Below are 20,941 nucleotides of genomic sequence, written 5' to 3'. Positions count from 1 at the left end.
GAGTGAGGGGCGGGACGCGGTCGCGGCGGCGGACAATGGATTTATGGCAGGTACGGCTGGACGGCAGGACGACCGCCCGCCCCGCGACTGGGCGGGCCGTGCGGATCGTGCGGTCCGTGCGGTGGAGCGGGCGCGGCACTGGCGCTACGAGGAACTGCCCGGCGTCGATCTGCTGCGCGCCCGGTACGTCCACAAGACCTTCGTCCGGCACACCCACGAGAACTTCGTGATCGCCGCCATCGCCGACGGCGTCGAGGTCTTCCACCACGGCGGCTCCGACGTCTCCGCGGGCGCGGGCGCCCTCGCGCTGGTCAACCCGGACACCCCGCACACCGGCCGGGCCGGGGTCCCGGAGGGGTGGCGGTACGGCGCGGTCTACCCCGCGCCCGGGGTGGTGGCGGCGATAGCGGCGGAGACCAGCACCCTGCGCGGTACCCCCGGCTTCGTCGGCCCGGTGCTCGACGAACCCGCCACCGCCCGCCTCGTCCACGAGGTGCTCCGCGCCGCCGAGGAGGGCAACGCGCTGGCCGCCGACACCCTGCTCCGGGTCGCCGTGACCCGGCTGCTCCGGCTGAACGGCGGCACGCTGCCCGAGCGGCGGCCGCGCACGGCCGGCGCCCGGATCGCGGCCCGCGCGCGTGCCGTGCTCGAGGAGCGCATGGCCGAGCCGCCGACCCTGGAACGGCTCGCCACCGACCTCGGGACCAGCCCGTTCGCGCTGCTGCGGGCCTTCCGCGACAGCTACGGCATGCCACCGCACGCCTGGCTGACCGACGCCCGGGTGCGCCGCGCGCGACTGCTCCTGGACACCGGCACCCGGCCCGCCGAGGCGGCCGTCGCCGTCGGCTTCACCGACCAGCCGCACCTCAACCGCCACTTCGCCCGGATCGTCGGCGTGCCCCCGGGCGCCTATCAGCGGGAGCGCAACGGCGTACACGGGCACGCAAACACACAGGGGCGCAAGAACGTACAAGACTCGGACTGACGTTCGCCCGTAGCGTCCCGGGCGTGACACAGCAGACAGCAGCAGCGGACATGGCGGACGCGGCGGACGGGGCGGACGGGGCGAGCGGGGCGGCCAAGCCGGACGGGGCGGTCGTACGGGACGCCCTCGGGGTGGGCGTCGCCGTCGGACTGTCCGGCTTCGCCTTCGGGGTGACCTCGGCCGGCGGCGGGCTCGGGCTCCTCCAGACCTGCGCGCTCAGCCTTCTGGTGTTCACCGGCGCCTCCCAGTTCGCCCTCGTCGGAGCGCTGGCCGCCGGGGGCAACCCGTACACCGCGGCGGCCGGAGCCTTCTTCCTGGGCATCCGCAACGCCTTCTACGGGCTGCGCCTGTCGCAACTCCTCGCCCTCCCGCGCGCGGTGCGCCCCTTCGCCGCCCAGTGGGTGATCGACGAGACCACGGCGGTCACCCTGGCGCAGCCCACCCGGCGCGCCGCGCGGATCGGCTTCACGGTCACCGGAGTCGCCCTCTACGTGCTGTGGAATCTCACCACCCTGCTCGGTGCCCTGGGCGCCAAGGCCATCGGCGACACCCGCGCCTGGGGGCTGGACGCGGCCGGCCCCGCGGTGTTCCTGGCCCTGCTCGCGCCCATGCTGAAAACGGCCACCGAGCGGGCGGTCGCGGGCCTCGCGGTACTGCTGGGGCTCGGCCTGATGCCCGTACTCCCGGCCGGTGTGCCGGTCCTGGTGGCGGCGCTGGCCGCGCCGGTCGCCCTCTTCGTTTCGGGGCGCCGGGGACCCCGTGATCCACAGGGGCCACAGGGGCCAAAGGACCTGGGCGAGACCTCGGAGGACAAGGCCATAGAGGGGGGCCTGTGAACACCTGGATCGCGATCGGGCTGACCGTGTTCGGTTGCTACGCCGTCAAGCTCGCCGGCCTGCTGGTACCGGCGCACGTCATCGAACGGCCCGTCGTACGGCGGCTCGCCGCGCTGCTGCCCGTCGCCCTCCTCGCCGCGCTCACTGCACAGCAGACGTTCGCGCAGGGGCACACGCTGATGCTGGACGCCAGGGCCGCGGGGCTCGGGGCGGCCGCCGTGGCCCTGGTGCTGCGCGCGCCGTTCCTGGTGGTCGTCGGCGCGGCCGTACTGGTGACGGCGGGCGTCCGGGCCCTGGGCGGCTGAGCCGTCGTACGGCGGACGCGAACCGGCGCGGGGCTCGGCCCGGGGGCCGAACCGGCACCAGGGTGGACCCGGCACGAGGGTGGACCCGGCGCCAGGTTGGACTCGGCACCGGGTCGGACTCGGCACCAAGTTTGATGCGGATCAGCCCACGAAGCGGCCGTACGCCCGCAGGGTGCGCAGTGCCTCGATCGTCACCAGGGCGCGCGTTTCGAGTGCGGGCACCGGTGCCCACGGTCGGCGGCGGAGCGGCCAGCCCCCGTCCTCCTGCTGTCCGGCGGCCAGGTGGTCCAGGGAGCGGGCCATCTCGTCGTCGGTGAACCAGGCGCGCGCGAGCGACGCGGGGCTCCTGGCGAAGTCGTGCGGGAAGTGGCGCGGCCCCGGATCACCCCGGTGCGTCGCCTGCTGAGGCACATGGCGCGCGCCCGGAGCCCGGCCGGGCGGCACCGAGCGGCCCGGGTCCAGAGCCGCGAGCCACTGCGCGCGCACCAGGCGGCCGAGCCGGTCCGCGGCGGCCTCCGCGCGCGGGCGGTCGGGAACGGAGTCCAGGAAGGCCACGGCGGCCAGCACCTCGTGAGGATGCGGCTTCTCCAGGTTTGCCACGGCCTGCCAGCAGAAGTCGGTGGCCCGGAACAGCCAGGCGTGCCACACCTCGTTGCGGTGCAGCAGCCCCACCACCGGGCCGGTGGCCGGCAGCGAGCCGCGGGAGCCCGCCCGGTCGGGCGTGTCCGAGGCCGTGGGAGCGCCCTGGACGAGCGGCGCCGCCGGATATCCGCGCCCGCTCGGATGGACCGCCGGCAGCGCGCCGTCCGCCGTGGACACGGAGGTCAGATAGCGGCACACACGCTCCACGCGCTGCCCCCCGCAGCGCCCGACGGCGTCCAGGACGCGCAGCGCGTGCGCGGTGTGCAGGGGCTGGCTCACGGGCCCGCGCAGATCGGGCTCCAGCGCGTGCCCGTAACCGCCGTCCTCGTTGCGATAGGCGTCCAGTGCCGCCTCCACCGCGGCCGGGGCGCCGCGCAGGAAGTGGTACGCGAAAAGGCGCTGTTCCAGTACGCGCGCGGTGAGCCACATGAACGGTTCGGCGCTGAAGAGCGGGGAGCGCGCCGGGGGCGTGCAGGGGAGTGGGGAAGCTCCGGTTTCGGCCATGGGTCAGACCGTAGGACGGAATGCGGCCTTGGCAAGCGGTCCCGGGCGGGCCCCACTCTCAGGGGCGGGATACCGGTTTCACGCGGTTGACGATCCCTCAGAGCCTCCGTCTTCCTTGTCACGCACACGACGGCGCCCCGAGTCATCCGTAGGACGGCGCCGCGAACTCCTCGCGCCCGCCCGCTCGGGCGCGCCCGCCCTGGTTCTACGCTGCGTACGTACACGCGCTTCCTGCCCGACGCGGGCACGCGAGGTGCAGGAGGCGGGAAACGTGCAGGTCATAGCGGGTATGGAGCGGGATTCATGCGGTTGACGGTCTTCTGGCAGCGGATGGCGGAACACTTCGGTCCGGGGTACGCCGAGACCTTCGCGCGCGATCACGTGATGTCGGAGCTGGGCGGGCGCACGGTGAACGAGGCGCTGGACGTCGGCTGGGCGGCCAAGGACGTGTGGCGTGTGGTGTGCACGGTCATGGACGTCCCGGGGGAGCGGCGCTGAGAGTGCCCGCAGGCCCTCGGCAACCGTGGGTGAAATGCCCCGTAAGCCCGATGTGAAGTCGACGCTACGGCACCGATCGGTCACGAAAGCCGCAGGTGGGCGCCGCTTGTCGGTGGAGTGGGCGAGACTTGGCGCGTGGCACGCACTGACGAGGACACCGAGCAGCTGACCCGGCCCGCGGAACCGGCGGGCCCGACGGCGACGAGCGACCGGCCACCGGTCGCCGACGCCGTCACGCCGGACGGCCGCACGCCGGACGGTCGCATGCCCGGCGGCCGTCCGGTGGAAGGCCGTATGCCGCGCTGGCTGCCGCGCGCCATGGTGCTCGCGCTCGCGCTGATCGCCGCCTTCCAGCTGGGCAGCTGGGCCTTCCACCAGCTCACCGGGCTGCTGATCAACATCCTGATCGCGTTCTTCCTGGCCCTGGCGGTCGAGCCCGCCGTGAGCCGGATGGCCGCCCGCGGCATGCGCAGGGGGCTCGCCACCTTCCTGGTCTTCTTCGTCCTGACCGTCGCCGCCGCGGGGTTCGTCACCCTGCTCGGATCGATGCTGGCCGGCCAGATCATCAAGATGATCGAGGGTTTCCCGGACTACCTGGACTCGCTCATCCACTGGATCAACCAGACCTTCCACGCCAACCTCAGACGGGTCGACGTCCAGGAGGGACTGCTGCACTCCGACTGGCTGCGCAAGTACGCGCAGAACAGCGCGGCCGGCGTCCTCGACGTCTCCCAGCAGGTCCTCGGCGGCCTCTTCCAGCTGCTGACCGTCGCGCTGTTCTCGTTCTACTTCGCCGCCGACGGCCCCCGGCTGCGCCGCGCCCTGTGCTCGGTGCTGCCGCCCGCGCGCCAGTCCGAGGTGCTGCGCGCCTGGGAGATAGCCGTCGACAAGACGGGCGGCTACCTCTACTCGCGCGGCCTCATGGCACTCGTCTCCGGCGTCGCGCACTACATCCTGCTGCAAGCTCTGGGCGTGCCGTACGCGCCGGTGCTGGGCGTCTGGGTGGGGCTGGTCTCGCAGTTCATCCCCACCATCGGCACCTACCTCGCGGGCGCGCTGCCGATGCTGATCGCGTTCACCGTCGCTCCCTGGTACGCGGTGTGGGTGCTGGTCTTCGTGGTGATCTACCAGCAATTCGAGAACTACATGCTCCAGCCCAAGCTGACCGCGAAGAGCGTCGACATCCACCCGGCTGTCGCCTTCGGCTCGGTCATCGTGGGCACGGCCCTGCTGGGTGCCGTCGGCGCGCTGATCTCCATCCCCGCGGTGGCCACCCTCCAGGCGTTCCTGGGCGCCTACGTCAAGCGCTACGACGTCACCGACGACCCCCGGGTGAACGGCCATCGCGTACGGGCTCAGGGCGGTTCCGGCGTACTCGCCCGCCTCAGGGCCGCGCGCGTCCGGCGCTAGCGGATCTCCCGCGCCGCACCTCTTGAAGCGACACCCCGACACGACGGGGTGTCGCTTGACACGAAAATCGAACATCCATTCTCATGAAGGTTCCGGCGAGGCCCCGGACCGGGGATTTGGTCACGGTTCGGGTCGATATGCACCCTGGTTATCCACAGGCCGGACCGACGTCGGGGCGCATTGTCAGTGGCAGGCGTTAGCGTCTTTGACGTGAAGCGATCGACTCAAGCAAACCGGGTGGAACCCATGGCAGGAACCGACCGCGAGAAGGCGCTCGACGCCGCACTCGCACAGATTGAACGACAATTCGGCAAGGGCGCTGTCATGCGCATGGGCGAGCGGTCGAGGGAGCCCATCGAGGTCATCCCGACCGGTTCGACCGCGCTCGACGTGGCTCTCGGCGTCGGCGGCCTGCCGCGTGGCCGTGTCGTGGAGATCTACGGACCGGAGTCCTCCGGTAAGACGACCCTGACGCTGCACGCCGTGGCGAACGCGCAGAAGGCCGGCGGCCAGGTCGCGTTCGTGGACGCCGAGCACGCCCTCGACCCGAGTACGCGCGCAAGCTGGGCGTCGACATCGACAACCTGATCCTGTCGCAGCCGGACAACGGCGAGCAGGCGCTGGAGATCGTGGACATGCTGGTCCGCTCCGGCGCGCTCGACCTGATCGTCATCGACTCCGTCGCCGCGCTCGTGCCGCGCGCCGAGATCGAGGGCGAGATGGGCGACAGCCACGTCGGTCTCCAGGCCCGTCTGATGAGCCAGGCGCTGCGGAAGATCACCAGCGCGCTCAACCAGTCCAAGACCACCGCCATCTTCATCAACCAGCTCCGCGAGAAGATCGGCGTCATGTTCGGCTCCCCGGAGACCACGACCGGTGGCCGGGCGCTGAAGTTCTACGCCTCGGTGCGTATCGACATCCGCCGCATCGAGACCCTGAAGGACGGCACCGAGGCGGTCGGCAACCGCACCCGCTGCAAGGTCGTCAAGAACAAGGTCGCGCCCCCCTTCAAGCAGGCCGAGTTCGACATCCTCTACGGCCAGGGCATCAGCCGCGAGGGCGGTCTGATCGACATGGGCGTGGAGCACGGCTTCGTCCGCAAGGCCGGCGCCTGGTACACGTACGAGGGCGACCAGCTCGGCCAGGGCAAGGAGAACGCGCGCAACTTCCTCAAGGACAACCCCGACCTGGCCAACGAGATCGAGAAGAAGATCAAGGAGAAGCTGGGCGTGGGTGTCCGGCCGGAGGAGCCGGCGGCCGAGCCCGGTGCGGACGCCGCGGGTGCCGCCCCGGCTGAGGACACCGCCAAGACGGCCACCCCGGCCACCCCGGCGGCCAAGGCCACCAAGCCCAAGGCCGCCGCTGCCAAGAGCTGACCGTGACACGACGAACCGACTGGTCCGAGTACGAGTACGCCACCCCCGGTGCCTCACGGGGGAGGGGCACCGGGAGCCGCCCGGCGCATGCCCCGGGCGGTGACGACGCGTACGCGACCGGTGGAGACGACGCATACGGGGACGGCGCCCTGCCGGGCGACGGGAGCGGCGAGCCGTACGGGGACGGCTCGACCGGTCCCGGCTCCCAGGGCCGCCGGGGGCGGGGGCGCCGACGGCCCGGCTTCGGGGAGACGTCCGGTCAGGACGAAGGCGCCCCCTCCTCGCCGAGGGCCGAACGGGGGGAGCCTTCGGGGGACCCGGCCGAGCGGGCACGGGCGATCTGCCTGCGGCTGCTCACCGGGACCCCGCGCACCCGCAAGCAGCTCGGGGACGCCCTGCGCAAGCGGGAGATTCCCGAGGACGTGGCCGAGGAGGTGCTGTCGCGGTTCGAGGAGGTCGGACTGATCGACGACGGCGCGTTCGCGGACGCGTGGGTGGAGTCCCGGCACCATGGCCGGGGGCTGGCCCGGCGGGCCCTCGCCCGGGAGCTGCGTACCAAGGGGGTCGACTCGACGCTGATCGAGGAGGCCGTCGGACAGCTCGACTCCGACCAGGAGGAGGAGACCGCCCGGGAACTCGTCGCCCGCAAGCTGCGCGCCACCCGGGGTCTCGACCGCGACAAGCGCGTCCGCCGCCTCGCCGGGATGCTCGCCCGCAAGGGGTATCCCGAGGGGATGTCTCTGCGGGTCGTCCGCCGGGCCCTGGAGGAGGAGGAGGGCGAGGAGACGGACTTCCTCGGGGAGCCCGACGCCTGACGACACGCCGACGATGCCGACGATGGGGCAAGCCGGCGCGGCGACGCGTTCAGCCTCGGGATGACCGGCCGGGCGGCGCCCTGCCGGGACGTGTCGTGCTGCGGGTCCCGGCGGTGACGGCGGCCACGGCGAAGGAGCAGCGTTCAGACCCCCGCCGGAGTCACCGGCAGACCGGCCGAGCGCCAGGACTGGAAGCCGCCGACCAGGTCGGTGGTCCGGTGCAGGCCGAGCTGCTGGAGGGAGGCGGCGGCGAGCGAGGAGGCGTAGCCCTCGTTGCAGATCAGCACGATGCGCAGGTCGTGGCCGGTGGCCTCGGGGAGGCGGTGGCTGCCCTGGGGATCGAGGCGCCACTCCAGTTCATTGCGCTCGACGACCACGGCACCGGGGATCAGCCCGTCCCGCTCGCGCAGGGCCGCGTACCGGATGTCGACCAGCAGAGCCTCGCCGGTGCGCGCCGTGTCGTACGCCTCCCGTGCCTCGACGCGCCGGTAGCCGGTGCGGACCCGCTCCAGCAACTCGTCGATGCCGACCGGGCGTTGGTTCGGGGCGGCGCTCACTGCCAGTCCTCCGGACGTTCGACCTGCTCCAGGCGCAGCACCTGGCCCGAGCGACTGTAGCGGCGGATGCGGGGGAGCGGCGGATAGTAGGCGTGGACGGAGATCGCGTGTCGGTCGGGGGACTCGTTGAGGACCTCGTGCACATGGTGATGGCCGAAGACGCGGCTTCGACCGGCGGGCAGCCGGCGCTCGCGGTCCACGCCGTCGGTGAGTTCCAGGGTCTTCCAGCCGTCGGTGGGCAGCCGGGCGGCGAGCGAGTTCTCCTTGAGCTCGCCCGAGGCGGTGAGGAAGGCGCCGACGGATTCGGCGTGGTCGTGCCATCCGGTGCCGGTACCGGGCGGCCAGCCGATCAGCCATGCCTCGCTGCCGCCCGGACCCTCCAGCCGCACCCAGGTGCGGCCCTCCGGATCCAGCGGAAGGGAGGCGAGCAGCCCGGTGTCGGCCGCCGTGCGCCGTACGAACGTGAGGAGGTCCGCCTGCGTCGGCGCGGAGCCGGTGGCGGGAGACGTCGAAGGGGACGTCACGGAAGACGAGAGGGACACGTGCACCGTCCTGAAGAGGGTTCGCGGAACGGGCGCACGGCGGCGCCCGGAGAAAAAGGGATGCGAATTCAGCAGGACGGCCGACACACGCAGCCCGCATAGCGGACGAGGTCCATATGGACCCTCCGCCACAGGCGCACACAGGTGTCGGTCACGACGGGAGTACAGCACGCCACCGAAATGCCGGTCAACAGACGGTCACGATGTGGACGGAGGGTGACGGCGCGCGGGGGGAGTGAGAGGGAGCGTGGGGCGGGGACGGCGCAGGGCTCAGGGGCGGCGCACGCCTCTCGCGCGCGTCCCGTGCGCGGGTCCTGTGCGCGCCCCGGGCCGGGCCCTTCGTGAACGCGCTTCAAGGCTTACCGACCCCTCCCCGACCGTTGCCGGCCCCAGGTCAACGCACCCCCGCCTCCACCTCCACCCCTTCCTCCGCCGCTCCCCCCACCGTCGCCTCCGCCGCCGTGTACAGGTCGGCGGGGCGGACGCCGGTCAGGGCGGTGACCAGGTGGCCATCGGGGCGTACGAGGAGGACGCTGTGGGCCGGGGCGCCCGGGTAGCTCTCGGCGACGAGCAGTTCGGCGGGGTGCGGCAGGGCCGTCACCGCGGCGGCCAGGCGGGGCATCACACCCGCGGAGACCCAGTGCTTGCGGTCCCAGACGCCGGTGCCGGGAGCGATCAGCACGACGAGCAGCGCGCCGCGGCCGAGGCGGTCGCGCAGCCGGACGAAGGAGCCGTCCTCCGCGGTGACGCGGACGTCCGTCACCGGGGCGCCGCGCGGCGTGTCGACGGGGATCTCGCCCTGGAGGCGGCCGGGCGCGAGCGGGGAGGCGGTGTACGCGCCCGGCGCGCCGAGCGCTCCGCGGCCCAGGTGGCCGTCGGTGAGGAGGGCGTCGTGGCCGCGGGCCGTGCCCGGGACGATGTGCCGCAGCCCGCCCCCGCCGCGCAGCCCCGGCAACGCCTGGTCGGTTGCGCGCAGCCGGGCGGCGACCACCGCGCGCCGCTCCGTCTGATAGCTGTCGAGCAGCGCCTCGTGCGGCCCGTGGTGCCAGGCGGCGGCGAGCTTCCAGGAGAGGTTGTCGGCGTCCCGCAGCCCCTCGTCGAGCCCCTGCGTGCCCAGCGCGCCGAGCAGATGCGCCGCGTCGCCGGCGAGGAAGACGCGGCCGTCGCGCCACCGCCGGGCCAGCCGGTGGTGCACCGTGTGGACGCCGGTGTCGAGCAGGTCGTACGCCGGTGTCGTGCCGTCGGTCCAGCCCGCGAGGGTCTCGCGGATCCGGTCCACGAGGAGTTCGGGCGTGACCAGGTCCTTGCCCGGCGGCAGCAGCCAGTCCAGGCGCCAGGCGCCGTCCGGCAGGGGGCGGGCGGTCACCTCCCCGGCGAAGGGCCCGGACGACCGCCACGGCGGCGCCCGGTGGAGCAACGCCTGCTCCTGCCAGGGGAGTTCCGCGCGCAGCGCGGCGACGGCGTGCCGCTCCACCGCCGTACGGCCGGGGAAGCGGATGTCCTGGAGTTTGCGCACGGTCGAGCGGGTGCCGTCGCAGCCCACCAGGTAACTCCCGCGCCAGTAGGTGCCCTTGGGGCCCCGGGTGTGCGCGGTGACACCGGAGGGTTCCTGCTCGATCGAGTCCAGGCGGCTGTCGGTGGCGATCTCCACGAGCGGCTGATCGGCGGCGGCCGCCCGCAGCAGGCCCGAGATCACATGCTGGGCGAGGTGCAGTGGGGCGGCCTCGTCCGGGGCGAAGGCGATCTCGCTCACGACCTGCCGGCGGCGCATCGAGCGCCAGCCGGTCCAGCGCACACCGTGGTGGCCGAGGGCGGTTCCGGCCAGCCGTTCCAGCAGCGCGGCCGTGTCGGGGCGCAGGACGACCGTGCGCGCCGGGCGGGGTTCCTCCTTGCCGGGGCCCTCGTCCAGGACGACGGAAGGCACCTCTTGGCGGGCCAGCGCCAGGGCGAGCGTGAGCCCGACGGGCCCCGCTCCGACGATGATCACCGGGTCCACGGCGCGGCGCCCCCTGTCCGCGGCGATGCCTCGACGGCGGTGGGTGAACAGCAGGGTGAGGCCGGGTGCACGATCACAGAACGTATGCAACCCATTGGCAGAGTATGCGTCAAGTGACCATCGGGGGCGGTGGCGTCGCGCCACCGCCCCCGGCCGAATCATTCGATTGAATGATCGTCACTTCTTGGTGTGGTCGAGGTCGCCGACGTCGGAGGGACGGCCGGCCGGATCCGCGCCGGTCGCCGCCGTACCCGCGATGTCCGCCACGTCCTGCGTTCCCAGCACCGCGCCGGTCGACTTCTTGCCCCGCCGCAGCCGGCCCTCCAGCCAGTGCGCGAAGGAGGTCAGCGAGAAGTTGATGAGCACGTAGATCACGGCCACGACGGTGAGCGAGGCGATGAAGTTGCCGTAGTAGCCGCTCATGGTGTTGGCCGAGGCCAGCAGTTCGGGGAAGGTGAGGACCGCGCCTCCGAGGGCGGTGTCCTTCACGATGACCACCAGCTGGCTGACGATCGCCGGGAGCATCACGGTGACCGACTGCGGCAGCAGCACGAGCCGCATCAGCTGGCCCTTGCGCAGGCCGATCGCCAGGGCCGCCTCGGACTGGCCCTTGGGCAGCGAGAGGATGCCCGCGCGGACGATCTCCGCGAGCACCGACGCGTTGTACAGCACCAGTCCGGTGACGACCGCGTAGAACGGCCGGTCGTCCGAACCGACATCGGTGTACTGGGCGAAGAGCGCGAGCCCGAAGATCATCAGGACCAGGACCGGGATCGCGCGGAAGAACTCGACCAGGACCGCGGCGATCACCCGCACCCAGGCATGGTCCGAGAGCCGCGCGATGCCGAGGACCGCGCCCAGCGGAAGCGCGATGACCATCGCGAGCGCCGCCGCCTCCAGGGTCTTCTGCAGGCCCGGCCAGATGTACGTGGTGTACGCCTCGGAACCGGAGAAGAAGGGCTTCCACAGGACCCAGTCCAGCTGGCCTTTGTCGCTGAGGGCGCTGTAAACCCACCAGACGAGGGCCGCGAGCACGACCAGGAAGGCCGCCGTGTACAGGACGTTGCGCCGCTTGGCGCGGGGCCCCGGAGCGTCGTACAGGACCGAAGTCATCGCTTCACCGCCACCTTCTTGCCCACCCAGCCGAGGATCAGGCCGGTCGGCAGGGTCAGGCAGACGAAGCCGAAGGCGATGACCGCCGAGATCGTCATCAGTTGTGCCTCGTTCTCGATCATCTTCTTCATCAGCAGGGCCGCCTCCGCCACGTTGATCGCGGCGGCCACCGTCGTGTTCTTCGTCAGCGCGATCAGTACGTTGGTCAGCGGTCCGACGGTCGCGCGGAATGCCTGCGGGAGCACGACCAGGCCCAGTACCTGGGAGAAGCTGAGGCCGATGGCCCGTGCCGCCTCCGCCTGGCCGACCGGCACCGTGTTGATGCCGGCCCGGATCGCCTCGCACACGAAGGCCGAGGTGTAGACGATCAGACCGAGCACGGCCAGCCGGAAGTTGATCGCGTCGAAGCCCTTGGCGCCCAGACTGATGCCCAGCGTCTGGTTCAGACCGAGCGAGGAGAACAGGATGATCACCGTGAGCGGGATGTTCCGCACGATGTTCACGTAGGCGGTGGCGAAACCGCGCATCAGCGGTACCGGGCCCACCCGCATGGCGGCCAGCAGGGTGCCCCAGACCAGGGAGCCCACGGCCGACAGCAGGGTGAGCTGCACCGTCGTCCAGAAGGCGCCCAGTACGTCGTAATGTCCAAGAAAGTCGAACACGATCTCCCGCGCTTCCGCGTGTAGGGATGCCCACGGTGCGCCGCCGTGGGCGGCGGCGCACCGGCAGGGCGTTGCCTCAGCTCTTGACGTCGCCGACCTTCGGCGCGGGCTCGTTCTTGTAGTCGGCCGGACCGAAGTTCTTCTTCACGGCCGCGGCCCAGGAGCCGTCGGAGACCATCGACTCCAGGGCCGTGTTGACCTTCGCCTTGAGGTCGCTGCCCTTCTTGACGCCGATCCCGTAGTTCTCGTTGGTCATCTTGAAGTTGCCGAGCTTGAACTTGCCCTTGAACTGGGCCTGGGCGGCGTAACCGGCGAGGATCGAGTCGTCCGTGGTCAGGGCGTCGATGGCACCGCTCTGCAGACCCGAGAGGCAGGCCGAGTAGGTCGGGTACGTCACCAGGTCGGTCTTCAGGTTCAGCTTGGCCTTGAGGTTCTGGGCCGAGGTCGAGCCGGAGACCGAACACAGCTTCTTGCCGTTGAGGTCCTTCGGCGCCTTGATGGCCGTCTCGTCGGCGCGCAGCAGCACGTCCTGGTGGGCCAGCAGGTACGGGCCGGCGAAGTCGACCTTCTGCTCGCGCTCCGGGGTGATCGAGTACGTGGCGGCGATGAACTGGACGTCACCGCGCTGGAGCATGGTCTCGCGGTCGGCGCTCTTCGACTCCTTCCACTCGATCTGGTCCGGGCCGTAGCCGAGCTTCTTGGCGACATAGGTGGCCACGTCGACATCGAAACCCGCGTAGCCCTGCGGCGTTTTCTGGCCGAGACCGGGCTGGTCGAACTTGATGCCGATGGCGATCTTCTTGCCGCCGGAGGACCCGTTGTCGTCCTTCTTGTCGCCGCCGCACGCGGTCGCGGCGAGGCTGAGGGCGAGAACGGCGGCCGAGGCGGCGGTGACCTTGCGGAGCTGCATGCTGAACATCCTTCGAAGTGGTGAGGGACGAGGCCCGTCGGGAGAGATCGATCCAGGCGCCCGCTACGGCCGCCCGCGGCCTCAGTGGTGCAGGATCTTGGACAGGAAGTCCTTGGCCCGGTCGCTGCGCGGGTTGCTGAAGAACTGCTCGGGCGCGGCCTCTTCGACGATCCGGCCGTCCGCCATGAAGACCACCCGGTTGGCGGCCGAGCGCGCGAAGCCCATCTCATGGGTGACGACGATCATCGTCATGCCCTCGCGCGCCAGCTGCCGCATGACGTCCAGGACTTCGTTGATCATCTCGGGGTCGAGAGCCGAGGTCGGCTCGTCGAAGAGCATGACCTTCGGGTTCATCGCCAGCGCCCGCGCGATGGCGACACGCTGCTGCTGGCCGCCGGAGAGCTGGGCGGGGTACTTGTCTGCCTGGGTGCCCACGCCGACCCGGTCCAGCAGGGCCCGCGCCTTCTCCTCGGCCGCCTTCTTGTCCGCCTTGCGGACCTTGATCTGGCCCAGCATCACGTTCTCGAGCACGGTCTTGTGCGCGAAGAGGTTGAAGGACTGGAAGACCATCCCGACGTCGGCGCGCAGCCGCGCCAGCTCCCGGCCCTCGTGCGGCAGGGGCTTGCCGTCGATCGTGATGGCGCCCGAATCGATCGTCTCCAGGCGGTTGATGGTGCGGCACAGGGTCGACTTGCCGGACCCGGAGGGCCCGATGACGACCACGACCTCACCGCGGTCGATCGTCAGGTCGATGTCCTGGAGCACGTGCAACGCGCCGAAGTGCTTGTTGACGCTCTTCAGGACGACCAGTTCGCCGGACGCGGCCCCGTCCTCCTTGGCCACCGATACTTCGGTCATCGCTTCACGGCTCCGTCCTCCTCGGTTTCGGAGGACAGTAGTGAGGGGCTGTGACCTGCGTCATCACATCTGAGGGAGATCTGAGCATCACGATCCGGTAGCCGCCGTGCACCTGTCGTGACGGGCGCCTCATGATGCGTATCGGCCGCATAACGGAAGCGGCGGGCAACCGGAAGCCACTTGACGGCGTCCTGCTCCATCGGCGTCACTGCCATGGTGCACGCGCGCGGGCACATGATCTGCAAGGCGGATAAACGATGTCCGTACGACCACTGAACCGGAGGGGGCCGGAATGAGACTGCTGCTCGTCGAGGACGACAACCATGTCGCCGCGGCCCTGTCCGCCGTGCTGACCAGGCATGGATTCGACGTCACCCATGCGCGCAACGGCGAGGAGGCCCTGCGCGCGCTCGTCCCCGAGAGCGACGGCTTCGGCGTGGTCCTGCTCGACCTGGGCCTGCCCGACCAGGACGGCTACGAGGTCTGCGGCAAGATCCGCAAGCGCACCAGCACCCCGGTGATCATGGTCACCGCCCGCTCCGACGTCCGCTCCCGCATCCACGGGCTCAACCTGGGCGCCGACGACTACGTGGTGAAGCCGTACGACACCGGGGAACTGCTCGCCCGGATCCACGCCGTCAGCCGGCGCACCGCCCACGAGGAGCCCGCCCAGACCGCCGACAGCCTGCTGCACCTCGGCCCGATACGTATCGAACTGCCCACCCGCCAGGTCAGCGTGGACGGCACCGTCGTCCAGCTCACCCGCAAGGAGTTCGACCTGCTGGCGCTGCTCGCCCAGCGCCCCGGCGTGGTCTTCCGGCGCGAGCAGATCATCAGCGAGGTGTGGCAGACCAGTTGGGAGGGCACCGGACGCACCCTGGAGGTGCATGTGGCCTCCCTGCGCGCCAAGCTGCGCCTGCCCGCGCTCATCGAGACCGTCCGCGGCGTCGGCTACCGGCTCGTCGCCCCGGCCGCTTAGCGGGGACGAGTGCGCACACGGCTGCTGCCGCTGCTCATCGTCCTGATGGCGGCCGTACTCCTCGCCCTCGGCGTCCCGCTCGCCGTCAGCATGGCCGCCGCCGAGCAGCAGCGGGTCGTGGTGGACCGGATCGACGACACGGCACGCTTCGCGGCGCTCGCCCAGTTCGTCTCCGAGGGCCCCGGCGGCTCCCGGCGCACCGGCACGGACGAGCGCTGGGAGGCGCTGCGCAGCGAACTCGACAGCTACTACGGCGTCTACGGCATTCGCGCCGGTGTCTTCTACCGCAACGGTTCCGCCATGGCCAACGCGCCCGGCGACTGGTTCGTACCGCCGTCGGGGGAGGTGCGGGAGGCGTTCGGCGAGGCGCTGCTCAGCCGGCGCAGCCACGACCCCCAGCAGGCGTGGCCCTGGCAGCACAGCCGCCTGGTGGTGGCCTCACCGGTGATCCGGGACGGGGACGTGATCGCGGTCGTCGTCACCGACTCGCCCACCGGGCCGCTGCGGATGCGCATCCTGCACGACTGGCTGCTCATCGGGGCCGGCGAGATCGCGGCCATGCTGCTCGCCGTCGGCGCGGCGCTGCGGCTGACCGGCTGGGTGCTGCGGCCGGTGCGGGTCCTGGACGCCACCACCCACGACATCGCCACCGGGCGCCTGAAGTCCCGGGTGGCGGCCGCCGGCGGTCCCCCGGAACTCCGGCGCCTCGCCCACTCGTTCAACGAGATGGCGGACCACGTCCAGGAAGTCCTGGAACAGCAGCGCGCGTTCGTCGCCGACGCCTCCCACCAGCTGCGCAACCCCCTGTCCGCGCTGCTGCTGCGCATCGAACTGCTCGCGCTCGAACTGCCGGAGGACAACGAGGAGATCGCCTCGGTGCGCACCGAGGGCAAGCGCCTCGCCCAGGTCCTGGACGATCTGCTCGACCTGGCGCTCGCCGAGCACGCCGAGGCCGATCTGAGCCTGACCGACATCGGCGCCCTCACCGAGGAACGGCTGTCGGCCTGGACGCCGGCCGCCGCGGCCCAGGGGGTCCGGCTGACCGGCGACTGCCCGGCCACCACCGGCTGGGCGGACCCGATCACCCTGTCCAGCGCGCTGGACGCGGTGATCGACAACGCGGTGAAGTTCACCCCCGAGGGGGGCGCCGTGGAGGTCCGCGTCTCCTTCGAGGGGGACACCTCCAGGGTCGTGGTCACCGACACCGGGCCCGGCCTCACCGAGGAGGAACTCGCGCGCGTGGGCGACCGGTTCTGGCGCAGCGGCCGCCATCAGAACGTCAAGGGATCAGGGCTCGGCCTGTCCATCACCCGCGCCCTCCTGGAGGCGGGCGGCGGTTCGATAGCGTACGGCCCGCACGCACCGCGGGGGCTGCGGGTGACGGTGTCGGTGCCGAGGTTCAGGGCTTGACCGAGCGGTAGTAGCGGCGGGCGCCCTCCTGGAGCGGGAGGGGGTCGGTGTAGATGGCGGTGCGCAGGTCGACCAGCTGGGCGGAGTGGACGTGGGCGCCGATGCCGTCGCGGCTCTTGATCACGGTGCGGGTCACCCACTCGGTGAGCCGGGGGTCCATGTCCGCACGGGTCATCAGCAGGTTGGAGACCGCGATCGTCGGCACCTCGACGCCGTGCTGGACGTCCGGGTACGCCGACTCGGGCATGTTGGTGGCCCGGTAGTAGCGCGTCTCCTCGCCCTGCGCGTGCAGCTTGGTGACGAGGTCGGCGTCGATCGGGATGAACCGGAAGGCGCCCTTCCTGGCCAGCGTGACCAGCCCCTTGGTGGGCAGGCCGCCGGACCAGAAGAACGCGTCGATCCTGCCCTGCTCCAGCCGGTCGGGCCCGGTGTCTATGCCGTCGGCGGAGGGCGTGATGTCCGTCTGCGGATCGATCCCGGCGGCCCGCAGCACCCGGTCGGCGATCAGCTTCACCCCCGAGTTGGGCAGCCCGGTCGCGACCCGCTTGTGCCGCAGGTCGTCGATGTCGTGGATGTCCGAGTCGCTGCGCACGACGAGGTGCGCGTAGTCGTCGTAGAGCCGGGCCACCCCGCGCAGGTTCCCGGCGCCGCTGCCGTGCCGGAGCTCGTACGTCTGCACCGCGTCGGCCGCCGCGATGGTGAAGTCGGCCTTCCCGGTCGCCACCCGCCGCACGTTCTCCTGGGAGCCCGCGCTGTTGAGGAGCTTCACCTTCAGACCGGGCATGTCCTTGGCCAGCTCGGTGCGCAGCCGCTCGCCGTACTCCTGGTAGACACCCTTGGGGGTGCCGGTGCTGAAGACGATCGTCCCGCTCGGCGGCTTCTCGCCCAGCGGCAGCAGCCACCACAGCAGCAGGCCGAGGACGACGGCACCGGCGGCGGCGACCGGCAGCGCCCGGCGTCCGGCGGTACGGGAGAACAGCGTGGACATGCGGCGATCCTGCCAGGCGAGGTACGACGCTGACCAGGGCCGGGGCTGTGAGGTGGTCCGATCCTCGGCCGGGCGGCGGTCCGCGACCCGGGGCGGCGGGCGTTGTCAGTGGTGGCCGTTAGAGTCGGCGCATGAGCACTTCCCCCGTCGATCTCGTCCGTGAGTTCCACCGCGCCTTCGGCCTCGACGACCGCGGCACCCCCACCGAGGTCTCGCCCGAACTGGCCGCCCACCGCTGGGACATGCTCGCCGAGGAGGCCGCCGAGGTCGGCGAGGTCTCGGTCGAGGGCCCGCTCGACAAGCTGGCGCACGAACTGGCGGACGTGGTGTACGTGGCGTACGGCACCGCCCTGGTCCACGGCATCGACCTGGACCAGGTGATCGCCGAGATCCACCGCGCCAACATGAGCAAGGTCGGCCCCGACGGACAGATCAGCCGCCGCGCCGACGGCAAGGTCCTCAAGGGCGAGCACTACCGGGCACCGGACGTGTCCTCGGTCCTGCGCCGCCAGGGCTGGATACCGGCGGCGCGGGGCGGTGCCGTGGAGACGGACGCCTAGGGCCTCTCGTCTGGACGGAAGACCCTAGGAGGCCGTCCCGAGGACGAGGCACGTCGTGGTGGCGTGGGCGATCAGCTTGCCCTGGTCGTCCAGCACCTTGCCCTCCGCGGTCGCGGTGCGGCGGCCGGCGTGGATGACGGTGCCCTCGGCCGTCAGGGTCTGCCCGTCCGTGCGGGCCGCGCGGATGTAGTTGACCTTGAGTTCGAGGGTCGTGTAGCCGACGCCCGCGGCGAGCGTGGTGTGGACGGCGCAGCCCATGGCGGAGTCCAGGAGCGTCGCGGCGATGCCGCCGTGGACGGTGCCGAGGGGATTGGCGAAGTCGGGGCGGGTGTCGAGGGAGACGACGACCCGGCCGTGCTCGACCTCGTCGAAGCGCATGCCGAGCAGCCGGCCGATGGAGGGGATGTCGGCGGGGCGCTCGCTCTGCACCCAGCGCATCAGTTCCAGGCCGGTCATGGCGGCGAAGTCGAGGGTGGTCACGGGAGGTTCTCCTTGGCTGGTGTCGTCGCGGACACCCCCGGCGGGACGGCCGGGGGCGCGCGGTGGAGCGGTCGAAGGGGCGGAGGGGCGGAGGTCAGCCCAGCGGGGCGACGGTGTCGCGCAGGGCGGCGAGGACGGGGGCGTACATCCGCGCCTTGATGGTGCCGAGGGTGTCGCCGGCCTTGGCCGCCAGGGCCTGGGCGGTCTCGACGGCGGTGGAGAGCACCGCGTCCTCGGCGACGGCCCGGTCCGCGATGCCGGCGGCCGCGGCGTCCAGGCCGCCGTAGCGGCGGGCGGTGACCATGGACTCGTGGGCGGTCCGGGGCGCGAGCCGGGACTGGATGAGCGCGGACATCCCGGGGGTGAAGGGGATGCCGATGTCCGCCTCGGGCAGGCACCAGAAGCCGCGGTCGGCGCGCATGACGCGCACATCGTGGGCGAGGGAGAGCATCGCGCCGGCCGCGAAGGTGTGCCCCTGGAGCGCGGCCACGGTGACGATCGGCAGCGACAGCGTCCGCGCGAACAACTGGTGGACGGAGACCACGTACTCCTGATGGCGGTCGGCGTGCGCGAGCAGCCAGTCCAGGTCGAGCCCGTTGGACCAGAACTTGCCCGTGGCGGCGGTGACCAGGGCACGCGGCCCCTCCGCCTTCTCCACCTCCGTCAACGCGGCGTCGACGGCGGCGAGCCAGTCGGGATGGAAGCGGTTCTCTCCGTCTCCGAGGTCGAGGACGAAGACGTTGTCCTGACGGTCGAGCGAGGGCATGGCGACTCCTTCTGGCTGAACGGGAGTACTGCTGAAGGGCTTTGACTCCGAGGCCGTGTCCCGGCCGGTACCGCCGTCACCGCCGGGCCGGCTCCCGGCTCACACTCCGGGGTGCAGGGCGTGGACGAGCAGCTCGTGGATCTCGGCGGCGGCTGCGTCCAGCGGTGCGGTGCTCCGCTCGGCCCGGCACATGACGACCGCGCCCTCGACCGCGGCGATGACGAAGGACCCCAGCCTGCGGCCGCGTTCCTCGGTCAGTCCGTGCCGGACGAACAGGGCGGCGAGCGCCTGCTGCCAGCGCCCGAAGACGGCGGCCGCGGACCGGGCCAGACCGGGTGCCTCGTCGTTGGTCTCCACGGCCACCGCGACGACCGGGCAGCCCGCCCTGAAACCGCTGCCCACCAACTGCTCGCGCCACAGCGCGAAGAACGCGTCCACGGCCGCGACCGGATCGTCCGCCCGCGCCGCGGCGTCGATCAGTTCCGCGACGAAGTCCCCGGCGAACGCCACCGCCTCGTCGATGAGCTGCGCCCGCCCGCCGGGGAAGTGGTGGTACACCGAGCCCCGGGGGGCGCCGCTGTGCGCGAGCACCTTGTCGACACTCGTCCCGCTCGCGCCGTACTCGCGCAGCAACGCGGCGGCGCTGAGAACCATCCGGTCCCGGCTGTTACTCCTACGCGGGCTCACCCGCCCACCACCTCTCCGCCGACGGGGTACGGCTCAGCCCCGGTGCAGCCCCTGCGAACTACCGATCGGTAACTTATGGTGTATGGCATAGAACATGCAAGGGGGGTGAGCCGCGTCCCTGCCCGGTGAGCTGGACTCAGGCCCGCAGGCCGGTACCGCCCAGCCGGGTCAACAGGCCGGCGAGGAGCGGGACTTCTTCCTCTCCCCAGGCCGGCGCGGCGAAGAGATCCTCGGCGGTCTCCTCGGCCGTGGCCAGCATCTCCCTCAGCCGGTCCCGGCCCGTGCCGGTCAGCGACGCGTAGGCCACCCGCGCGTCCCGGGCGTCCGGCTCCCGGGTCACCAGCCCGATCCGCTCCAGGGGAGCCAGGGCGCGGGTGACCCCGGAGGCCGTCAGCCCGAGAGCCTCGGCGAGATCGACCCGCCGCATCCGGCCGCCGGGCGCCTGTCCCAGTCGTAGCAGCAGGGTGAAATCGGCGAGGCTCACTCCGTGCAGCCCGCCGAGCCGCGCGTCGAACCGCCGTACGAGCGCCGCCTGGGCCCGTACGAGACGCAGGGTGGCGTCCAGGGCGTCACTCATGGTCCACGTCCATCCGGAGCAACTCCTTGAGAGTTCCTTGAGTAGTCAAGTTTATGAGGTGGGTGAGAGCGAAGGCGTCACGCCTCGGACGAGCGGGCTGCCCGGCGTTGGCGTTTGCTCAGGGGGGCCTGGGAGAGGTCTTCGGCGGAGGAGCGGAGGTTCTTGAAGCCGTAGCCGCGTTCGGACAGCCAGGTCTCGGCGGCCGTCTCGGCGCGTTCGGTGGCGTCCAGGATGTCCTCCTCCTTCTCGCCGGTGTCGGAGAAGCGGAAGACGAAGGCCGGGCGGGCGGCGATGTCGTAGGTCAGGCTGCCCTCGGGGGTGAAGGCGGCGCGCAGGACGTCATGCGCGGCGGCGTCGGCGAGCAGCGCGGCCCGCTGGTCGTCGGTGAGGCCGTCGAAGACACCGCGCACGGTGATGCGGAAGGTTCGGGTGCTCATCCCGCGACCCTAAGCATGCCGGAGGCGGTTCTCCACCGGCTTTTCGCG

At 71.7% G+C, this 20,941-nt stretch carries 24 protein-coding genes and 1 pseudogene; 10 read left to right on the top strand and 15 right to left on the bottom strand.

Annotation, left to right across the window (positions count from 1 at the left end):
- The first annotated feature begins 43 nt into the window (after positions 1–43).
- Genes GHR20_RS09965 through GHR20_RS09955 form a run of 3 tightly spaced genes read left to right on the top strand, consistent with a single transcriptional unit; the run spans position 44 to position 2,126 of the window.
- The gene (locus GHR20_RS09965) at positions 44–985 is read left to right on the top strand and encodes an AraC family transcriptional regulator (protein ID WP_153812978.1); all 942 of its coding nucleotides are present in this window, start codon (positions 44–46) and stop codon (positions 983–985) included.
- Between the two features lie 50 nt (positions 986–1,035).
- Positions 1,036–1,821 (top strand): AzlC family ABC transporter permease, encoded by a 786-nt coding sequence (locus GHR20_RS09960; RefSeq protein ID WP_243878324.1) that lies wholly within the window; start codon positions 1,036–1,038, stop codon positions 1,819–1,821.
- On the top strand, positions 1,818–2,126 hold the full coding sequence (locus GHR20_RS09955; RefSeq protein ID WP_153812977.1) for an AzlD domain-containing protein: 309 nt from the start codon (positions 1,818–1,820) through the stop codon (positions 2,124–2,126). Before GHR20_RS09960 ends, GHR20_RS09955 begins: the two co-directional genes overlap by 4 nt.
- Before the next feature lie 141 nt (positions 2,127–2,267).
- Here the strand turns inward: GHR20_RS09955 and GHR20_RS09950 are convergent, their stop codons facing one another.
- Entirely contained in the window at positions 2,268–3,272 is a 1,005-nt protein-coding gene (locus tag GHR20_RS09950) for a hypothetical protein (RefSeq protein WP_181515912.1), read from the bottom strand.
- Between the two features lie 303 nt (positions 3,273–3,575).
- Between GHR20_RS09950 and GHR20_RS09945 the strand changes: the two genes are divergently transcribed.
- The 4 genes and pseudogenes from GHR20_RS09945 (at position 3,576) to recX (ending at position 7,371) form a co-directional block, all read left to right on the top strand.
- A complete protein-coding gene (locus GHR20_RS09945; protein WP_153812976.1) occupies positions 3,576–3,770 on the top strand; it encodes a DUF3046 domain-containing protein in 195 nt (64 codons plus the stop codon).
- Positions 3,771–4,034: 264 nt separating this feature from the next.
- Complete coding sequence (locus GHR20_RS09940; RefSeq protein WP_243878323.1) at positions 4,035–5,180, top strand: AI-2E family transporter; 1,146 nt, start codon at positions 4,035–4,037, stop codon at positions 5,178–5,180.
- A 246-nt stretch (positions 5,181–5,426) separates the two neighbouring features.
- Positions 5,427–6,556: pseudogene (gene recA / locus GHR20_RS09935) on the top strand (recombinase RecA).
- A 2-nt stretch (positions 6,557–6,558) separates the two neighbouring features.
- Positions 6,559–7,371, top strand: a complete 813-nt coding sequence (gene recX, locus GHR20_RS09930; protein WP_153812975.1) for a recombination regulator RecX — start codon at positions 6,559–6,561, stop codon at positions 7,369–7,371.
- Between the two features lie 143 nt (positions 7,372–7,514).
- Here recX and GHR20_RS09925 read toward each other — a convergent pair whose 3' ends face one another.
- The 8 genes from GHR20_RS09925 to GHR20_RS09895 all read right to left on the bottom strand — a co-directional run bounded on the left by GHR20_RS09925 (position 7,515) and on the right by GHR20_RS09895 (position 14,009).
- Positions 7,515–7,928, bottom strand: a complete 414-nt coding sequence (locus tag GHR20_RS09925; protein WP_243877992.1) for a rhodanese-like domain-containing protein — start codon at positions 7,926–7,928, stop codon at positions 7,515–7,517.
- A complete protein-coding gene (locus GHR20_RS09920; RefSeq protein ID WP_153812974.1) occupies positions 7,925–8,476 on the bottom strand; it encodes a cysteine dioxygenase in 552 nt (183 codons plus the stop codon). Before GHR20_RS09920 ends, GHR20_RS09925 begins: the two co-directional genes overlap by 4 nt.
- A gap of 62 nt (positions 8,477–8,538) precedes the next feature.
- Positions 8,539–8,610 carry a putative leader peptide gene (locus GHR20_RS38305; protein ID WP_309544753.1) on the bottom strand — a complete coding sequence of 24 codons (72 nt, stop codon included), beginning with the start codon at positions 8,608–8,610 and terminating at the stop codon, positions 8,539–8,541.
- Positions 8,611–8,864: 254 nt separating this feature from the next.
- Positions 8,865–10,466, bottom strand: coding sequence for an FAD-dependent monooxygenase (locus GHR20_RS09915; protein WP_153815916.1), 1,602 nt, complete (start codon positions 10,464–10,466; stop codon positions 8,865–8,867).
- Between the two features lie 177 nt (positions 10,467–10,643).
- Complete coding sequence (locus GHR20_RS09910; RefSeq protein ID WP_153812973.1) at positions 10,644–11,579, bottom strand: amino acid ABC transporter permease; 936 nt, start codon at positions 11,577–11,579, stop codon at positions 10,644–10,646.
- Entirely contained in the window at positions 11,576–12,241 is a 666-nt protein-coding gene (locus GHR20_RS09905) for an amino acid ABC transporter permease (protein WP_111580783.1), read from the bottom strand. The genes GHR20_RS09910 and GHR20_RS09905 overlap by 4 nt, the downstream gene beginning before the upstream one ends.
- Positions 12,242–12,317: 76 nt before the next feature.
- The gene (locus GHR20_RS09900) at positions 12,318–13,151 is read right to left on the bottom strand and encodes a glutamate ABC transporter substrate-binding protein (protein WP_111580784.1); all 834 of its coding nucleotides are present in this window, start codon (positions 13,149–13,151) and stop codon (positions 12,318–12,320) included.
- Positions 13,152–13,232: 81 nt separating this feature from the next.
- Positions 13,233–14,009, bottom strand: coding sequence for an amino acid ABC transporter ATP-binding protein (locus tag GHR20_RS09895; RefSeq protein ID WP_111580785.1), 777 nt, complete (start codon positions 14,007–14,009; stop codon positions 13,233–13,235).
- 292 nt (positions 14,010–14,301) lie between these two features.
- On the opposite strand from GHR20_RS09895, the gene GHR20_RS09890 reads away from it, so the two are divergent.
- A complete protein-coding gene (locus GHR20_RS09890) occupies positions 14,302–14,988 on the top strand; it encodes a response regulator transcription factor (protein ID WP_153812972.1) in 687 nt (228 codons plus the stop codon).
- 9 nt (positions 14,989–14,997) lie between these two features.
- Positions 14,998–16,398, top strand: a complete 1,401-nt coding sequence (locus GHR20_RS09885) for a HAMP domain-containing sensor histidine kinase (protein ID WP_153812971.1) — start codon at positions 14,998–15,000, stop codon at positions 16,396–16,398.
- Here GHR20_RS09885 and GHR20_RS09880 read toward each other — a convergent pair.
- Positions 16,388–17,386, bottom strand: coding sequence for a TAXI family TRAP transporter solute-binding subunit (locus tag GHR20_RS09880; protein ID WP_153812970.1), 999 nt, complete (start codon positions 17,384–17,386; stop codon positions 16,388–16,390). The two genes, GHR20_RS09885 and GHR20_RS09880, sit on opposite strands and share 11 nt — an antisense overlap.
- Before the next feature lie 131 nt (positions 17,387–17,517).
- On the opposite strand from GHR20_RS09880, the gene GHR20_RS09875 reads away from it, so the two are divergent.
- Positions 17,518–17,946 (top strand): MazG nucleotide pyrophosphohydrolase domain-containing protein, encoded by a 429-nt coding sequence (locus GHR20_RS09875; RefSeq protein ID WP_153812969.1) that lies wholly within the window; start codon positions 17,518–17,520, stop codon positions 17,944–17,946.
- Between the two features lie 24 nt (positions 17,947–17,970).
- On the opposite strand, the gene GHR20_RS09870 is transcribed toward GHR20_RS09875, so the two are convergent.
- From GHR20_RS09870 to GHR20_RS09850, 5 genes are all read right to left on the bottom strand, one after another.
- Positions 17,971–18,426 carry a PaaI family thioesterase gene (locus tag GHR20_RS09870; RefSeq protein WP_111580790.1) on the bottom strand — a complete coding sequence of 152 codons (456 nt, stop codon included), beginning with the start codon at positions 18,424–18,426 and terminating at the stop codon, positions 17,971–17,973.
- Positions 18,427–18,520: 94 nt separating this feature from the next.
- Positions 18,521–19,192: an enoyl-CoA hydratase-related protein gene (locus GHR20_RS09865; RefSeq protein ID WP_153812968.1), complete on the bottom strand. Its 672-nt coding sequence runs from the start codon at positions 19,190–19,192 to the stop codon at positions 18,521–18,523.
- 99 nt (positions 19,193–19,291) lie between these two features.
- On the bottom strand, positions 19,292–19,846 hold the full coding sequence (locus GHR20_RS09860; protein WP_153812967.1) for a TetR/AcrR family transcriptional regulator: 555 nt from the start codon (positions 19,844–19,846) through the stop codon (positions 19,292–19,294).
- A gap of 169 nt (positions 19,847–20,015) precedes the next feature.
- Positions 20,016–20,456, bottom strand: a complete 441-nt coding sequence (locus GHR20_RS09855) for a MarR family transcriptional regulator (RefSeq protein ID WP_148026257.1) — start codon at positions 20,454–20,456, stop codon at positions 20,016–20,018.
- 77 nt (positions 20,457–20,533) lie between these two features.
- On the bottom strand, positions 20,534–20,893 hold the full coding sequence (locus GHR20_RS09850) for a DUF6204 family protein (protein ID WP_111580796.1): 360 nt from the start codon (positions 20,891–20,893) through the stop codon (positions 20,534–20,536).
- Between the last annotated feature and the right edge of the window lie 48 nt (positions 20,894–20,941).

Source organism: Streptomyces sp. SUK 48 (assembly GCF_009650765.1).
In the GTDB taxonomy this organism is placed as follows: domain Bacteria; phylum Actinomycetota; class Actinomycetes; order Streptomycetales; family Streptomycetaceae; genus Streptomyces.
The sequence above is the reverse complement of the archived record's forward strand: the minus strand, read 5'-3'. Positions and strand labels throughout refer to the sequence as shown.

Coding starts and splice junctions, on each gene's coding strand:
- GHR20_RS09965 (WP_153812978.1), top strand. CDS start 44: ATGGCAGGTACGGCTGGACGGCAGGACGACCGCCCGCCCCGCGACTGG.
- GHR20_RS09960 (WP_243878324.1), top strand. CDS start 1,036: ATGGCGGACGCGGCGGACGGGGCGGACGGGGCGAGCGGGGCGGCCAAG.
- GHR20_RS09950 (WP_181515912.1), bottom strand. CDS start 3,272: ATGGCCGAAACCGGAGCTTCCCCACTCCCCTGCACGCCCCCGGCGCGC.
- GHR20_RS09945 (WP_153812976.1), top strand. CDS start 3,576: ATGCGGTTGACGGTCTTCTGGCAGCGGATGGCGGAACACTTCGGTCCG.
- GHR20_RS09940 (WP_243878323.1), top strand. CDS start 4,035: ATGCCCGGCGGCCGTCCGGTGGAAGGCCGTATGCCGCGCTGGCTGCCG.
- GHR20_RS09910 (WP_153812973.1), bottom strand. CDS start 11,579: ATGACTTCGGTCCTGTACGACGCTCCGGGGCCCCGCGCCAAGCGGCGC.
- GHR20_RS09900 (WP_111580784.1), bottom strand. CDS start 13,151: ATGCAGCTCCGCAAGGTCACCGCCGCCTCGGCCGCCGTTCTCGCCCTC.
- GHR20_RS09895 (WP_111580785.1), bottom strand. CDS start 14,009: ATGACCGAAGTATCGGTGGCCAAGGAGGACGGGGCCGCGTCCGGCGAA.
- GHR20_RS09890 (WP_153812972.1), top strand. CDS start 14,302: ATGAGACTGCTGCTCGTCGAGGACGACAACCATGTCGCCGCGGCCCTG.
- GHR20_RS09880 (WP_153812970.1), bottom strand. CDS start 17,386: ATGTCCACGCTGTTCTCCCGTACCGCCGGACGCCGGGCGCTGCCGGTC.
- GHR20_RS09875 (WP_153812969.1), top strand. CDS start 17,518: ATGAGCACTTCCCCCGTCGATCTCGTCCGTGAGTTCCACCGCGCCTTC.
- GHR20_RS09865 (WP_153812968.1), bottom strand. CDS start 19,192: ATGCCCTCGCTCGACCGTCAGGACAACGTCTTCGTCCTCGACCTCGGA.
- GHR20_RS09860 (WP_153812967.1), bottom strand. CDS start 19,846: ATGGTTCTCAGCGCCGCCGCGTTGCTGCGCGAGTACGGCGCGAGCGGG.
- GHR20_RS09855 (WP_148026257.1), bottom strand. CDS start 20,456: ATGAGTGACGCCCTGGACGCCACCCTGCGTCTCGTACGGGCCCAGGCG.
- GHR20_RS09850 (WP_111580796.1), bottom strand. CDS start 20,893: ATGAGCACCCGAACCTTCCGCATCACCGTGCGCGGTGTCTTCGACGGC.